Here is a 13497-nt window from a genome sequence, read left to right on the forward strand (position 1 = left end):
TGCGGCCCTTCTGACTGAGGGCCGCTGTCGATGCTAAATATCGTATTATTTGAACCTGAAATTCCACCCAACACAGGCAATATCATACGCCTGTGCGCTAATACTGGCTTTCGCCTGCACTTAATCGAGCCGCTGGGCTTTACCTGGGATGATAAGCGATTGCGCCGTGCTGGCCTCGATTATCACGAGTTCACCGCTATTGCACGTCATGCTGATTATGCCGCTTTTCTCGCCGCAGAAGATCCGCAGCGCCTCTTTGCATTAACCACTAAAGGAACGCCTGCGCACAGCGCAGTAAGCTATCAGGCGGGAGATTATTTACTGTTTGGTCCGGAAACCAGAGGCCTGCCCGCAACGATTTTAGATGCGCTGCCAGCAGAGCAGAAGATCCGCATTCCAATGCAGCCAGACAGCCGCAGTATGAACCTGTCGAATGCGGTTTCAGTGGTGGTTTATGAGGCCTGGCGCCAGCTGGATTATGCTGGCGCGCTGATTAAATAAAACTCAGATCCCGTCGCCGAACTCGAAACCCGGCACCATACCATTGAAATGCTGATCCATTTCCATGGAAGGCTTATCGCTGGTGGGTTTGCCCACAATACGCGCGGGCACGCCAGCCGCAGTTGTATGCGGCGGCACGGGTTGTAACACGACAGATCCTGCACCGATTTTTGCACCGCGTCCGACCTCAATATTGCCAAGGATTTTAGCACCTGCGCCAATCATTACGCCTTCACGTATTTTAGGGTGGCGATCGCCGCTGGTTTTCCCGGTACCGCCCAGCGTCACGGATTGCAAAATAGAAACGTCGTCTTCAATGACGGCGGTTTCTCCCACCACAATGCCGGTCGCATGATCGAGCATAATGCCACGGCCGATTTTTGCCGCCGGGTGGATATCCACCGCGAAGGAGACGGAGATTTCATTTTGCAGGTAGATGGCAAGCGCACGGCGGCCCTCATTCCACAGCCAGTGACCAATGCGATAAGCCTGCAAAGCATGGAAACCTTTAAGGTACAGCAGAGGCGTGGAGTATTTGTCGATAGCAGGGTCACGTTGGCGCACAGCCTGAATATCGCAGGCAGCAGACACAATCATAGAGAAGTCCTGCTTGTAGGCTTCCTGAACAATCTCACGTATGGCAATGGCAGGCATGATGGGATTAGCGAGCTTGTTGGCCAGCATATAGCTGAGCGCGCTGCCAAGATCGTCATGTTTTAACAGCGTGGCGTGGTAAAAACTGGCCAACATTGGCTCGCACTCCGCCAGGGCTCGCGCTTCTTCTTTGATATAATCCCAGATCAATTCAGGCTCAACACACGGCATTACTCTCTCCCCATCAAATATAGCGTCCTGTGGACGCCAGAATGCTACGGCGCGATGCTTCCCTGACTTAGCTGCTGCTGTTTTCGTCTTTCCTTGTGCGTCCGAGCAGGCTCAATGCTGCCTCCCGGGCGTTTTTTTCGCAATACAACACCTGGTAAATTTGCTCGGTGATAGGCATCTCAACGCCGCAGCGCGCGGCCAGTGCCTTCACTTCTTTCGTGTTACGGAAACCTTCCACAACCTGACCAATATTGTTTTGCGCAGTTTCCACATCAATTCCCTGCCCCAGCATCATGCCGAAACGACGGTTGCGTGACTGGTTATCAGTACAGGTCAGCACCAGGTCGCCCAGCCCAGCCATGCCCATAAAGGTTGTAGGATCGGCACCCAGAGCGGCTCCCAGTCGGCTCATTTCTGCCAGACCACGGGTAATCAATGCGGTACGGGCATTTGCGCCAAAACCGATACCATCTGAAATCCCGGCACCAATCGCAATCACGTTCTTTACCGCGCCACCAAGCTGCACGCCAATAAAATCGGGATTGTTATAGACCCGAAAACTTTTGCCACAGTGCAGTAACTCTTGTATGTCGTCTGCAAACGCGGCATCTGTCGCGGCCAGCGCAATCGCAGTAGGCAAGCCCGCGGCCAGCTCTTTAGCAAATGTCGGGCCGGAGATCGCTGCCAGCGGTATGTCATCGCCCAGGATTTCGCGCGCGACTTCCTGCAGCAAACGGCCCGTCTCTTTTTCGAGGCCTTTTGTCGCCCAAACAATTCGCGAGTCCGCGCGCAGGAAGGGTTGGATTTGCTTTAATACATCGCCAAACACATGGCTGGGAACAACCACCAGCAGATCGCGGCTGGCAGCAATTGCCGTTGCCAGATCCTGCTCTAAATTTAGCGAGTCGGGAAAGGGAACATCGGGCAGGAAAGCCGCGTTGCAGCGGTCAGCCTGAAGCTGTGCCAGATGTTGGGGGTTATGTCCCCACAGCACCACGTCGTGGCCGTTACGGGCCAGCGTGATAGCCAAAGCGGTGCCGTAAGATCCGGCACCGATAACGCTCATTGCAGCATTAGCGTGAGGCATTATGCATCCTGTTGAGGTGCGGCGCCTTCGTTTGACTGCTGTAAATAATTCATGAACAGCGCGTCAAAGTTAACCGGTGCCAGGTTAAGCTGCGGGAAAGTACCGCGGGAAACCAGGCTGGTGATGCATTCGCGCGCATACGGGAACAGAATGTTAGGGCAGTATGCACCCAGGCAATGCGCCATCTGATTGCCGTCGATACCGGAGATAGAGAAGATACCTGCCTGCTGAACTTCACACAGGAATGCCGTATCTTCACCAACCGTTGCGGTCACGGTGACGCGTAAAACCACTTCGTACACGTCATCTGCCAGCTGGCTGGAAGCAGTATCCAGATCCAGCTTAACTTCCGGTTCCCACTCTTTCTGGAAAACCTGAGGCGCGTTAGGCGCTTCAAAAGAGATATCTTTAGTGTAGATGCGTTGGATCTGGAAAGACATCTCGGTATTGTTTTGTTCTGACATGTTACGTAATCCTATGGGTTAATAATCCGTTATTGCGCCACTCGCCCGGTTTATTTTAATAGCGGGTCGAGGCCCTGACGGCCGTCGAGCGCATACAGGTCGTCACAGCCGCCAACGTGCTGTGCATCGATAAAAATCTGCGGGACGGTGGTACGACCGCTTCGTTTGATCATCTCTTCGCGTTTATCGGCATCACCATCAATAGCGATTTCCTGATAGTTCACGCCCTTTTGACTCAGCAGCGCCTTGGCGCGATGGCAGAAGGGACAAGTTGCTTTGGTGTAGATCTCAACGTTAGCCATACCTTAATCTCCAGAGATTATTTGCCGCGTACCAGCGGAAGGTTTTCACCGCTCCAGCCAGAAACGCCATCTTTCAGGATGAAAACGTGCTCAAAGCCAGCCGCATTCAGCTGTGCAGCAGAGTCTGCCGCTGCTGTGCCGTTAGCATCAACAATGATGATCGGCTGAGCTTTATGTTTTTCCAGTTCGCTAACGCTGCCTTTTTTGATGTCGGCAGCCAGCAGGTTGATCGCATTTGAAATATGGCCCTTACGGAAGTCATCACGTCCACGCACATCGACTACCACGGCTTCTTCTTTATTAATTAAACGCGTCGCCTCAGAACGGCTAATCGTTTTTACTTTGGAGAACATGCCCTTAACGGTGGTCACGATCACCAAAACCAGCAGGACAACCCACGCCAGACTAAGGATGGTATGGCTGCCTGCGAACTGCATAATATCTTGCATGAGGGGTAACAACTCCCGAAAGGGTTAATAAGCGAAAACAAGGCTTCTGAGTATACCTGCCAGGACTGTCATGTACAGTCGTGTTGCGGCCAGAGTTGCGTTTTCTGGGGAAGATTCTCAAAAAAAATTGCCTTAAGTGCAAATCGTTCACCAGGGTCAGGATAGCGTCAATCTTGAGCGGTTATTTGTTGTTCAAATTATCACTGCGCTACAGGCCTGGGTTCAGGTTGTCGACCTCTTATCATCCCCGGTTTGTCACCGATGGAAACGCAAAACCCGCTATGGATACTGGTAAGCCGCTGTTCATCGTGGAATAATCCTCCTCCTATGAGGGAAAAAGCGACAGTTTCATTTCAACGAACCCGAGGTAACGGATTGGCCGCAGGCGTAACGTTACGATCTGGCATTTTCACCCTGCCCGCCAGCGTGCTGTATGCGGGTCTTTTGCTGCTGCCTTTTCACAGCCAGGCGGCTGACGATAATAAATCCGTGCTCTCCAGCCTTCAGCAGGATATCGCCGCCAAGGAAAAAAGCGTCCTGCAGCAAAAGCAACAGCGTGGAAAACTGCTGGATCAGCTGCAAAGTCAGGAAAAAATCATCGCTCAGGCCAGTCGGCAATTGCGTGACACTCAACTTACCCTCACCGCAACCAATCAGGATATCGCCTCGCTGACGGCCTCAATCGGCAAATTGCAAAGCCAGCAGGCTCGTCAGGAAAAGCTACTGGCTGAACAGCTTGATGCCGCTTTTCGTCAAGGTCAGCATAATGGCCTACAGCTGCTGCTGAGCAATGAAGAGAGTTTGCGTAGCGAACGTATGCTGGCTTATTTCGGCTATCTTAATGACGCGCGTCAGAAGTCGATTGACGATCTGAAACAAACCCGCAGCGATCTGGCCGACCAGAAAGCGGCCCTGGTTGATAAACAGGCTAAACAAAAAAACCTGTTAGCTCAGCAGGAAGCACAGCAGCAGAAACTGGAAGGCGCGCGCGTAGCGCGTAAGCAAACATTAACCACGCTGGAATCGTCGCTGGAAAAAGATCAGGCGCAGCTGGTTGAGATGCGTCAGAACGAAAGTCGCCTGCGCGATAAAATCGCCAAAGCCGAGCGGGAAGCGCGCGCCCGGGCAGAAAAGGAAGCACGCGAGGCGCAACGCGTTCGCGAACGTGAAGCCCAGGCGAAGAGTAAAGGTTCAACCTACAAACCAACCGAAGGTGAGCGCTCGCTAATGGCCCGTACTGGCGGTTTGGGCCGTCCTGGCGGCCAGCTGTTATGGCCAGTCCGCGGCAGTATTGAGCACCGGTTTGGCGAACAGCTCCAGGGCGAACTGCGCTGGAAAGGTCTGGTTATTGATGCACCGGAAGGCAGAGAAGTTAAAGCCATTGCCGATGGTCGTGTTCTGATGGCCGACTGGCTGCAAGGCTACGGGCTGGTTGTGGTCGTGGAACACGGTAAAGGTGATATGAGCCTGTATGGTTATAACCAGAGCGCATTAGTCACTGTCGGCACTCAGGTGAAGGCAGGACAACCTGTCGCGCTGGTTGGCACCAGCGGAGGTCGCGGTACGCCGTCACTCTATTTTGAAATCCGTCGTCAGGGACAGGCGGTTAATCCACTTCCATGGTTAGGGAAATAGCTTTTGTCATCACTGCATAAACTTAGCGGCGTGCTGGCAGGTCTGCTGATGGCCTGCTCGGCTCATGCTGGAAAACTGTCGATTGTTATTGACGACTTTGGTTATCGTCCTCAGCAGGAAAATCAGGTGCTGCAAATGCCTGCCGCCATTTCTGTGGCGGTATTGCCTGATGCGACCCATGCACATGAAATGGCCGTCAAAGCCCATCAGCGCGGCCATGAAGTGTTGATCCATCTGCCAATGGCGCCGCTCAGCAAGCAGCCACTTGAGAAAAATACCCTGCGGCCCGATATGTCTAGTGGCGAAATTGAGAGGATCATCCGCGAAGCCATAGCCAACGTGCCTTTCGCTGTCGGGCTGAATAATCATATGGGCAGCGCGATGACCTCCAGTTTGCCGGGCATGCAGAAAGTTATGCAGGTGCTGAACAACTATAACTTTTACTTTCTCGACAGCATGACTATCGGCAACAGCCAGTCCACTCGCGCCGCAGTGGGCACCCGTGTAAAAGTCATTAAACGTCGGGTATTCCTGGACGATACGCAAAACGAAGCGGATATTCGTAAACAATTTATGCGCGCGGTGCATCTGGCGCAGCGTGATGGTTCAGCCATCGCTATTGGCCATCCGCATCCGACTACGGTAAAAGTTCTAAAGGAAATGCTGCCCACGCTGCCTGCTGATATTACTCTTGTACGGCCGAGCCAGCTGCTGAACGAGCCGCAAAATATTAACCGCAAGCCGCTGCCGTCTGAGCGCCAGCCCGCGCGTAATCCGTTCCACGGTGTGACGACCTGCCCGGTAAAAGTGGTGCCCGTTCCAGCCAGCCGTGCAGTGGCCGTCATTACCGAAAGCGTCACCGACAGTGCTGGCGTACGCTACATCAATACTTATTTTTCCGGATTGACGCTCGATCTGGGGAAATAATTAATTTTCTGCTGCGTCCTGCGCCCTGTGCGACTGGCGCAGACTGAACGGAAGGGTAAGCTCGCCATGGAGCAACAGCGAAAGAAAATCCTGTTACTGGATACCGGTAATGAATGGGGCGGCGGCACGAACAGCATGCTGGAGTTGTTGAAACGCATCGATCGCAACCAGTTTGAGATCGGCTGTTGCTTCTATCAAAACTATACGCGAGGTAAAGGCGACTCTATTGCTCAGGTGCTGGCCTCGCTGGGCATCCCGGTTACGTTTATTGCTCAACGTAAACAGCCGCGATGGGCAAAAATCGCTAAAGAGCTACTGCGTTCGCTGGTGTTTTTTCATCGGCCTTTACGGTTGAAAGCCACACGCTACATCGACACGCTGTGGCGAATCCGGCCTAACGCCCAGAAAATTCGCCAGCTTCTTGTTCAGCAACAAAGCGATATGCTTTACATGAATAACCAGCCGGGCTCGAATGCTGAAGGCTATCTGGCCGCCGCCGATCTGCCTGTCGCCGTCGTTCAGCACTGCCGTATCGAACCGGTACTGAATCAGGCGCTGGTAAATATGGTCAATCAGCGTGCTGACGCGGTGATTGCCGTTTCCAACGGCGTCCGTGACGTATTGCTACAGCATGGCGTCGAGGCAAAAAAATGCTTCACCGTCTTTAATGCGATCGATATCTGGCAACCGCTACCGGAACGTGAGGCCATGCGCCGCCAGCTGCTGGACGTAAACGATGACACCTTTGTGTTCGGCAGCATTGGCTCACTCATTGCCAGAAAATCAAACCACCATATTCTTCAGGCGCTGGCTAAATTCGTCGCCGCTTTTCCCGATGCCAACTGGCGCATGGTTATCCTTGGCGAAGGCCCGGAACACGATGCTCTGCAACGTCAGGCGCAACAGGCGGGCTTGCAGGATCGCGTAATATTTACCGGATTTTGCAGCAACGCAATGGAATATCTTGCGGCTTTCGATGTCTTTATTCTGGCTTCGAAAAGTGAAGGCCTGCCTCGGGTCGTTCTTGAGGCAATGCTGCTGAAAACCGCCGTCATTGGCTCACGCGTGACCGGCACAGCGGAACTCATCGAACATGATAAAACAGGCCTGCTGTTTGACTATGGCGATGTGCAGGGTCTGTTCGAACAAATGAAAACGCTGTGGCTTGATGCCCAAAAGCGTAACCTGCTACTCCAGCAGGCCAATACTCACGTCAGAGAACACTATGCCATTGAACATTATGTGGCTGGCGTGGAAACCATTTTGAAAAATGCGCCTAATGGAAGCTCTTCGCATGTTTGAATTTTTGAATCCTCAGTTCCGTCATATTCGTGCCCGTCATAATCTCGCTTATCAGCAAAAAGAGGTACAGGGACAGGTGCCGGTCACTTCAATTGTGATCCCCTGCACGGGCGCAGACTTTGTCGAAGAAGCGAAGTTAAGCGCGCTGTTTGCTTCCCGCTTTGCGCCTGCGGCCGAAGAAATCGTCATTGTGAGCGACCAATCCGCAGAACAGTTTGGCGAATTGCCGGACAAAACGCGGGTCGTTACGCTGGACGTGCCTTTGCGGGAAGAAAGCTATCGCTATAAGCAGATTTATCGCAGCCGGCTGATCAAGCTACAAGCACCTTTGCAAGCTCGTACCGAAGGGGTTTTGATGATCGATTCCGATCTTAATCTGCTGCAAATGCCGGTCATTAATATGCTCGAAAGCCATCTCTATTCCAGCTTTCGTCAGGGGAGAATGATTGCCAAGCTGATGAATGCGCCTGAGAAAAATCGCCCCGCCTATTACCGCAACAGCATTCGCCCGTTTATGGTCGACCATGTTAATGGCGCTTTTCTGGCCGCTACACGGCAAACCTGGAAACGTATTTGTCCGCTTTGGCTAACGCTATTCCAGGATACCTGGGAGCTGATGGACGACTCTCAGCCCCCCACAGATCAGCTGCCACTGGCTGCACTGCTCGATTTGCTGGACTTAAAAACGGTGAATCTGGGTGACTGGATGAACTGGCCAGTTTCGAAAAAAATTGGCGGTACGACGGCAGTAATACCTGAAGAAGTGGTGGGCGCACACGGTGGTTTCCCGTTGGCCGAATGGCAGAAGTATTTGCAGTCATCCCGCAGCGAGCTCTCTTTTAAAGGCCAGGACTATACGCGCAAAGTACGTTATCTGACCGATGCGGAAAAGTTAAAATAATCTGACAGCCCGTCACATTCAGGCAGCACCGTATTTACCAATGCTTACGGAGTCATCCGGCTGCCTGAGGCGTAATGAGATGTTATGATAACAGGCATTAGCGCGTGAAACCTTCCGTTTCACCCACACTCTTTAAAGGTTAAAACTCATGATTATCGTTACTGGCGGCGCAGGATTTATCGGTAGCAACATTATCAAAGCGCTGAATGATAAAGGCCACACCGATATTCTGGTGGTCGACAACCTGAAAGACGGCACTAAGTTCGCCAACCTGGTTGATTTGAACATTGCCGACTACATGGACAAAGAAGATTTCCTGATCGCTATTCTTGCCGATGAAGATTTTGGCGACGTGGAAGCGGTTTTCCATGAAGGTGCCTGCTCATCCACCACCGAGTGGGACGGCAAGTACATGATGGATAACAATTATCAGTACTCAAAAGAGCTGCTGCATTACTGCCTTGAGCGCCAGATCCCGTTCCTGTATGCCTCTTCCGCAGCCACCTACGGCGGCCGTAATGATAACTTTATTGAAGAGCGCCAGTATGAAGAGCCGCTGAACGTTTACGGCTATTCGAAAATGCTGTTTGACCATTACGTCCGTGAGATCCTGCCAGAAGCGACCTCTCAGGTATGCGGTTTCCGTTACTTCAACGTTTACGGCCCGCGTGAAGGTCATAAAGGCAGCATGGCCAGCGTCGCTTTCCATCTGAACACCCAGCTGAACAACGGTGAAAACCCTAAGCTGTTCGAAGGTAGCGACACGTTCAAACGCGACTTCATCTACGTGGAAGATGTGGCTGCCGTTAATCTGTGGTTCTGGGAAAACGCCGTATCCGGTATTTTCAACTGCGGTACAGGCCGCGCCGAATCTTTCCAGGAAGTGGCTGATGCCGCGCTGAATTTCCATCAGAAAGGCGAAATTGAATACATTCCTTTCCCGGAAAAACTCAAGGGCCGTTATCAGGCTTATACGCTGGCGGACCAAACCAAACTGCGTGCAGCTGGCTACGACAAGCCTTTCAAAACCGTTGCAGAAGGCGTGGCTGACTATATGGCCTGGCTGAACCGCAACGCGTAACGGGACGGATCCGGCAATGAAAATTCTGGTTATCGGTCCTTCCTGGGTCGGCGATATGATGATGTCGCAAAGTCTCTATCGCACGCTGAAGGCAGAGAATCCTGATGCCGTGATCGATGTGATGGCGCCCGCCTGGTGCCGTCCATTGCTGTCGCGTATGCCTGAAGTCAATGAAGCGCTGGCGATGCCGTTAGGTCATGGCGCGCTGGAGCTTGGCGAACGTCGACGTCTGGGTAAAGCCCTGCGTGATAAAGGTTATGACCGGGCGTATGTCCTGCCAAACTCGTTTAAGTCGGCCCTGGTACCCTTTTTCGCCGATATCAAAACCCGCACAGGCTGGCGCGGCGAGATGCGTTACGGCTTGCTGAACGATGTTCGGGTACTGGATAAAACCGCCTTCCCACTGATGGTTCAACGCTATGTGGCGCTGGCCTACGACAAAGCGCGTATTCGTAGCGCAGCCGATCTTCCCCAGCCGCTCTTGTGGCCTGCTCTCTCCGTTCACGAGCCAGAGAAACAGGCTACTGCTGCACAATTTGGGCTTTCTGCGGCACGGCCAGTTATTGGCTTCTGTCCCGGCGCAGAATTTGGCCCGGCTAAGCGCTGGCCGCATTATCACTATGCCGCGCTGGCGCAAAAGCTGATTGATGACGGCTACCAGATTGCGCTGTTTGGCTCGGCGAAAGATAAAGAGACCGGCGAGCAAATCATGCAGAGCTTGCAGGCAGATTCCCGCCAGCACTGCCACAATCTGGCGGGGGAAACCCAGCTTGAGCAGGCGGTCATTTTGCTGGCACATTGCCGCGCCGTGGTCAGTAATGATTCCGGGTTAATGCATATTGCTGCCGCGCTGGATCGCCCGTTGGTCGCATTATATGGCCCCAGCAGCCCTGACTTCACGCCACCGCTGTCAGATAAGGCCCGCGTTATCCGGCTGATTACCGGTTATCACAAGGTGCGTAAAGGGGATGCTGCCGAGGGCTATCATCAAAGCCTGATTGATATTCAACCCGAGCGGGTCATCGCCGAACTGGCTACGTTGCTGGATAAAAGCCAGGAGAATACATGCACGTCCTGATTGTGAAAACTTCCTCAATGGGAGATGTGTTACACACGCTGCCTGCGCTGACCGACGCCATGCAGGCCATTCCAGGTATCCGTTTTGACTGGGTGGTGGAAGAAGGTTTTGCACAAATTCCGGGCTGGCATCCGGCCGTCGATCGCGTCATTCCCGTTGCGATTCGTCGCTGGCGCAAGCACTGGTTTGGCAGTGAAGTTCGTGAAGAACGTTTCCTGTTTAAGCGTGAAGTGCAGTCACGTCAGTATGATCTGGTGATCGATGCTCAGGGTCTGATCAAAAGCGCTGCGCTGGTGACGCGTATTGCCAAAGGCGTTAAACATGGGCAGGACAGTCGTAGCGCGCGCGAGCCTTTTGCCAGCTGGTGGTATGACAAGCGTCATGAGATCAACCGGCAGCAGCATGCCGTGCAGCGTACACGCGAACTCTTCGCGAAAAGTTTGGGCTACGCGCTGCCGGAGAGTACCGGCGACTATGCGATTGCCGGGCATTTTCTGGCAGAGCCGCCCGTCGATGCAGGACAATATCTGGTTTTCCTGCACGCCACCACGCGTGATGAAAAACACTGGCCTGAAGAAAACTGGCGGCAGCTGATTGAGCGGCTCGGCAGCGGCATGAAAATCAAACTGCCGTGGGGGGCCGAACATGAACATCAGCGGGCAAAACGCCTGGCAGAAGGCTTTGAGCACGTTGAAGTGCTGCCTAAGCTGACTCTGGAGCAGGTGGCCCGTACGCTGGCGGGTGCCAAAGCGGTCGTCTCAGTTGATACCGGCCTTAGCCATTTAACGGCCGCGCTGGACCGACCTAATATCACGCTTTATGGTCCAACCGATCCGGGTTTGATTGGCGGCTATGGTAAAAACCAGTTTGTACTGCGTCCGGCCCAGGGTAATAACATGGCTGATATCTCCCCGGAGAGCGTAGCAACCCAGCTTAATGCGCTTCTCATTCCGCCGGGCACCAATGAATAACGTTCAGCTAAGCATCCTGATTGCCGCACACAACTGCGGTAATTATCTGGCCGCCACGCTCGACAGCATCGTCGCGTCACTGGGCAATGCACTGGCAACCACCGAAATTATCGTCGTCAATGATGCCTCTACGGATAACACCCAGGCGATCGTTGATGATTACGCCAGACGTCTGCCCCAGCTCAAAAGCAGCCGCACCGATTTTCGTAATGTCGGTAAAGTGCGTAATCACGCCGTACAGCTGGCATCGGGTGACTATATTCTGATGGTCGATAGCGACGACGTGCTGCTTGCTGGCGCACTGGAAACCCAGCTCGCTACGGTTCAGGAAACCGCGCCGGATATTTTTCTGAGTCATATCATTGAAGTCCGTGACCCCGATGCCGATTTGAAATGGCAGGTTTCCGGGTATGAGGATCTGACGCAGCATCAGGCTATCGAGCGTTTTCTGATCCATAAAGACTACCAGGCCCATTTCATTGGGCAGTTTTTTGCGCGTCAGCTGTTGCAGCAACATGCCTTTCCGGACTTTATCTGTTATGAAGACACCTGGCTGTTTCCGCTATTACTGACCAAAAGTAAAAAAACGCTGTTTACCCGCGCCGGTTTTTATCTCTATCGTAAACATCAGCAAAGCCTGTCCTCCGCTATCGACGAGCGTAAAATTACCTGTCTGATCGACGCCACCGCGCATATGGATGATGTCTTGCCCGCGCAGTATGAACATCTGATTACCTGCCATTGGTTAGATATCGCTAATCGTTACCACGGGATGCTTCAGGGAACGCCACAGGGCAGACGGATTGGGGAACGGATCGCACGCGTTAGCCTGATGCGCTTCTTACTGAACGGAAAAATCAGGACGAGCTATAAAAGAAAGATGCTTAAGGTGCGTAAGCGGGGCTTGTAACCGCCCCGCCCGAAACCCGGATAAGCGGTTCTGGCTTGGGTTTTCGCAACCCAAAAACATGCTGTAAAAGCGATGGTCAGCTCACCGATGCGGCACTGCTGTGATGTTTTTCAGCCGCATACTCCGCTAACGTCATGCCCTGCGTTCTGCTTTGCAGCCAGCTGAACAGCTGTTCCAAATCGCTGTAAAGGCGATCGATATCCGCTTCATTCTTGAACGTCGGACTACCGTCGGGCATAAACTCGCTGGAATGCAGCATGAATTCGACATAATCCGCCCCTTCGGCCAGGGTTTTTTCCGCCACGGCAATCATCTGCTCAACATTACCGCCAACAGGCCGTAGCCAGTGTACGGAAGGACTACGCTGTTTCCCTCGCAGGCGATCGTAGCCCTGCTTAAGGCTGTTCATCAGGCCTGAATGCTTGTACTGGATGCTCATTGGTACTTCCAGCAGTGGCGATGAGCCTGGCCGCGCAATATTTTCCGCATCAAGGTAATAGGCTCCAGACGGGAAGTGAGTATAGTTCGTTCCGCCGTTCCCCTGAGGCGCGCCAGATGAAAACGCCCAGTTCACCTTAGGCGTGACGGAGCAATCCACCTGATAGCCAAACTCAATCAGTAGCTGTGCGTAATATTCGTTAAACGCCCAGCGACCAGCCCGGTGACTGAGCATTTTTACCCCAAACGTTTTTTCCAGCAGTTCAGTCATGAATATAACTTTTTTGCGGATCTCTTCACGTGGGTATTCGATCAGATATGGCTGATGCTGCCAGTCATTATCGGTGAGTTGATACGCGGGCGGGCTGTTCCAGGCATGCAGATGCATGCCAACTTCACCTTGCCCACGAGCAATGACGTCGCTGGCGAAATCGACATAAACCGGATCAATTGCCATCTCATAGTTGGTCAGCCAGGTGGGTTTAAAGGCGTATTTTTCGCACAGTTGCTGGAAGCGAGAGAGATAAGCTGCGTTATGAGTGGTTACAATGCCCGTGCGATTACGCCAGAGATTGTCACCTTCGGTATCTATGGTGATCAAAAATGCCGGTTTTTTCATGCCAGTT

15 protein-coding genes are annotated in these 13497 nt (G+C 53.0%); 9 read left to right on the forward strand and 6 right to left on the reverse strand.

Going from position 1 to position 13497, the window contains the following annotated elements:
• The first annotated feature begins 30 nt into the window (after positions 1 to 30).
• Positions 31 to 501, forward strand: a complete 471-nt coding sequence (gene trmL, locus AAGQ96_RS21125; RefSeq protein WP_342754483.1) for a tRNA (uridine(34)/cytosine(34)/5-carboxymethylaminomethyluridine(34)-2'-O)-methyltransferase TrmL — start codon at positions 31 to 33, stop codon at positions 499 to 501.
• A 3-nt stretch (positions 502 to 504) separates the two neighbouring features.
• On the opposite strand, the gene cysE is transcribed toward trmL, so the two are convergent.
• The 5 genes from cysE to AAGQ96_RS21150 all read right to left on the reverse strand — a co-directional run bounded on the left by cysE (position 505) and on the right by AAGQ96_RS21150 (position 3628).
• Complete coding sequence (gene cysE, locus AAGQ96_RS21130) at positions 505 to 1326, reverse strand: serine O-acetyltransferase (RefSeq protein ID WP_147200351.1); 822 nt, start codon at positions 1324 to 1326, stop codon at positions 505 to 507.
• A 67-nt stretch (positions 1327 to 1393) separates the two neighbouring features.
• Complete coding sequence (gpsA, locus tag AAGQ96_RS21135; RefSeq protein ID WP_342754484.1) at positions 1394 to 2413, reverse strand: NAD(P)H-dependent glycerol-3-phosphate dehydrogenase; 1020 nt, start codon at positions 2411 to 2413, stop codon at positions 1394 to 1396.
• The gene (gene secB / locus AAGQ96_RS21140; RefSeq protein ID WP_147200353.1) at positions 2413 to 2877 is read right to left on the reverse strand and encodes a protein-export chaperone SecB; all 465 of its coding nucleotides are present in this window, start codon (positions 2875 to 2877) and stop codon (positions 2413 to 2415) included. Before secB ends, gpsA begins: the two co-directional genes overlap by 1 nt.
• A 50-nt stretch (positions 2878 to 2927) precedes the next feature.
• Entirely contained in the window at positions 2928 to 3179 is a 252-nt protein-coding gene (gene grxC / locus AAGQ96_RS21145; RefSeq protein WP_147200354.1) for a glutaredoxin 3, read from the reverse strand.
• A 17-nt stretch (positions 3180 to 3196) separates the two neighbouring features.
• Positions 3197 to 3628, reverse strand: coding sequence for a rhodanese-like domain-containing protein (locus AAGQ96_RS21150; RefSeq protein ID WP_147200355.1), 432 nt, complete (start codon positions 3626 to 3628; stop codon positions 3197 to 3199).
• A 327-nt stretch (positions 3629 to 3955) separates the two neighbouring features.
• On the opposite strand from AAGQ96_RS21150, the gene envC reads away from it, so the two are divergent.
• The 8 genes from envC (at position 3956) to AAGQ96_RS21190 (ending at position 12433) form a co-directional block, all read left to right on the forward strand.
• Positions 3956 to 5263, forward strand: coding sequence for a murein hydrolase activator EnvC (gene envC, locus AAGQ96_RS21155; RefSeq protein WP_147200704.1), 1308 nt, complete (start codon positions 3956 to 3958; stop codon positions 5261 to 5263).
• 3 nt (positions 5264 to 5266) lie between these two features.
• A complete protein-coding gene (locus tag AAGQ96_RS21160; RefSeq protein WP_342754485.1) occupies positions 5267 to 6190 on the forward strand; it encodes a divergent polysaccharide deacetylase family protein in 924 nt (307 codons plus the stop codon).
• A 66-nt stretch (positions 6191 to 6256) separates the two neighbouring features.
• Positions 6257 to 7492: a glycosyltransferase gene (locus AAGQ96_RS21165; protein ID WP_342754486.1), complete on the forward strand. Its 1236-nt coding sequence runs from the start codon at positions 6257 to 6259 to the stop codon at positions 7490 to 7492.
• Positions 7485 to 8393: a hypothetical protein gene (locus tag AAGQ96_RS21170; protein ID WP_147200358.1), complete on the forward strand. Its 909-nt coding sequence runs from the start codon at positions 7485 to 7487 to the stop codon at positions 8391 to 8393. The genes AAGQ96_RS21165 and AAGQ96_RS21170 overlap by 8 nt, the downstream gene beginning before the upstream one ends.
• Before the next feature lie 148 nt (positions 8394 to 8541).
• A complete protein-coding gene (gene rfaD, locus AAGQ96_RS21175) occupies positions 8542 to 9474 on the forward strand; it encodes an ADP-glyceromanno-heptose 6-epimerase (protein ID WP_147200359.1) in 933 nt (310 codons plus the stop codon).
• Between the two features lie 16 nt (positions 9475 to 9490).
• Positions 9491 to 10552, forward strand: a complete 1062-nt coding sequence (rfaF, locus tag AAGQ96_RS21180) for an ADP-heptose--LPS heptosyltransferase RfaF (RefSeq protein ID WP_147200360.1) — start codon at positions 9491 to 9493, stop codon at positions 10550 to 10552.
• A complete protein-coding gene (rfaC, locus tag AAGQ96_RS21185; protein WP_147200361.1) occupies positions 10540 to 11523 on the forward strand; it encodes a lipopolysaccharide heptosyltransferase RfaC in 984 nt (327 codons plus the stop codon). The genes rfaF and rfaC overlap by 13 nt, the downstream gene beginning before the upstream one ends.
• Positions 11516 to 12433 (forward strand): glycosyltransferase family 2 protein, encoded by a 918-nt coding sequence (locus AAGQ96_RS21190; protein WP_342754488.1) that lies wholly within the window; start codon positions 11516 to 11518, stop codon positions 12431 to 12433. The genes rfaC and AAGQ96_RS21190 overlap by 8 nt, the downstream gene beginning before the upstream one ends.
• Positions 12434 to 12509: 76 nt before the next feature.
• On the opposite strand, the gene AAGQ96_RS21195 is transcribed toward AAGQ96_RS21190, so the two are convergent.
• Positions 12510 to 13490 (reverse strand): polysaccharide deacetylase family protein, encoded by a 981-nt coding sequence (locus AAGQ96_RS21195; RefSeq protein WP_342754490.1) that lies wholly within the window; start codon positions 13488 to 13490, stop codon positions 12510 to 12512.
• Between the last annotated feature and the right edge of the window lie 7 nt (positions 13491 to 13497).

Origin of the sequence: Pantoea sp. MBD-2R (assembly GCF_039134845.1) — a bacterium.
GTDB lineage: Bacteria > Pseudomonadota > Gammaproteobacteria > Enterobacterales > Enterobacteriaceae > Erwinia.

Coding starts and splice junctions, on each gene's coding strand:
- rfaD (WP_147200359.1), top strand. CDS start 8,542: ATGATTATCGTTACTGGCGGCGCAGGATTTATCGGTAGCAACATTATC.
- envC (WP_147200704.1), top strand. CDS start 3,956: ATGAGGGAAAAAGCGACAGTTTCATTTCAACGAACCCGAGGTAACGGA.
- AAGQ96_RS21150 (WP_147200355.1), bottom strand. CDS start 3,628: ATGCAAGATATTATGCAGTTCGCAGGCAGCCATACCATCCTTAGTCTG.
- gpsA (WP_342754484.1), bottom strand. CDS start 2,413: ATGCCTCACGCTAATGCTGCAATGAGCGTTATCGGTGCCGGATCTTAC.
- AAGQ96_RS21170 (WP_147200358.1), top strand. CDS start 7,485: ATGTTTGAATTTTTGAATCCTCAGTTCCGTCATATTCGTGCCCGTCAT.
- grxC (WP_147200354.1), bottom strand. CDS start 3,179: ATGGCTAACGTTGAGATCTACACCAAAGCAACTTGTCCCTTCTGCCAT.
- AAGQ96_RS21190 (WP_342754488.1), top strand. CDS start 11,516: ATGAATAACGTTCAGCTAAGCATCCTGATTGCCGCACACAACTGCGGT.
- secB (WP_147200353.1), bottom strand. CDS start 2,877: ATGTCAGAACAAAACAATACCGAGATGTCTTTCCAGATCCAACGCATC.
- trmL (WP_342754483.1), top strand. CDS start 31: ATGCTAAATATCGTATTATTTGAACCTGAAATTCCACCCAACACAGGC.
- AAGQ96_RS21195 (WP_342754490.1), bottom strand. CDS start 13,490: ATGAAAAAACCGGCATTTTTGATCACCATAGATACCGAAGGTGACAAT.
- rfaF (WP_147200360.1), top strand. CDS start 9,491: ATGAAAATTCTGGTTATCGGTCCTTCCTGGGTCGGCGATATGATGATG.
- AAGQ96_RS21165 (WP_342754486.1), top strand. CDS start 6,257: ATGGAGCAACAGCGAAAGAAAATCCTGTTACTGGATACCGGTAATGAA.
- rfaC (WP_147200361.1), top strand. CDS start 10,540: ATGCACGTCCTGATTGTGAAAACTTCCTCAATGGGAGATGTGTTACAC.
- cysE (WP_147200351.1), bottom strand. CDS start 1,326: ATGCCGTGTGTTGAGCCTGAATTGATCTGGGATTATATCAAAGAAGAA.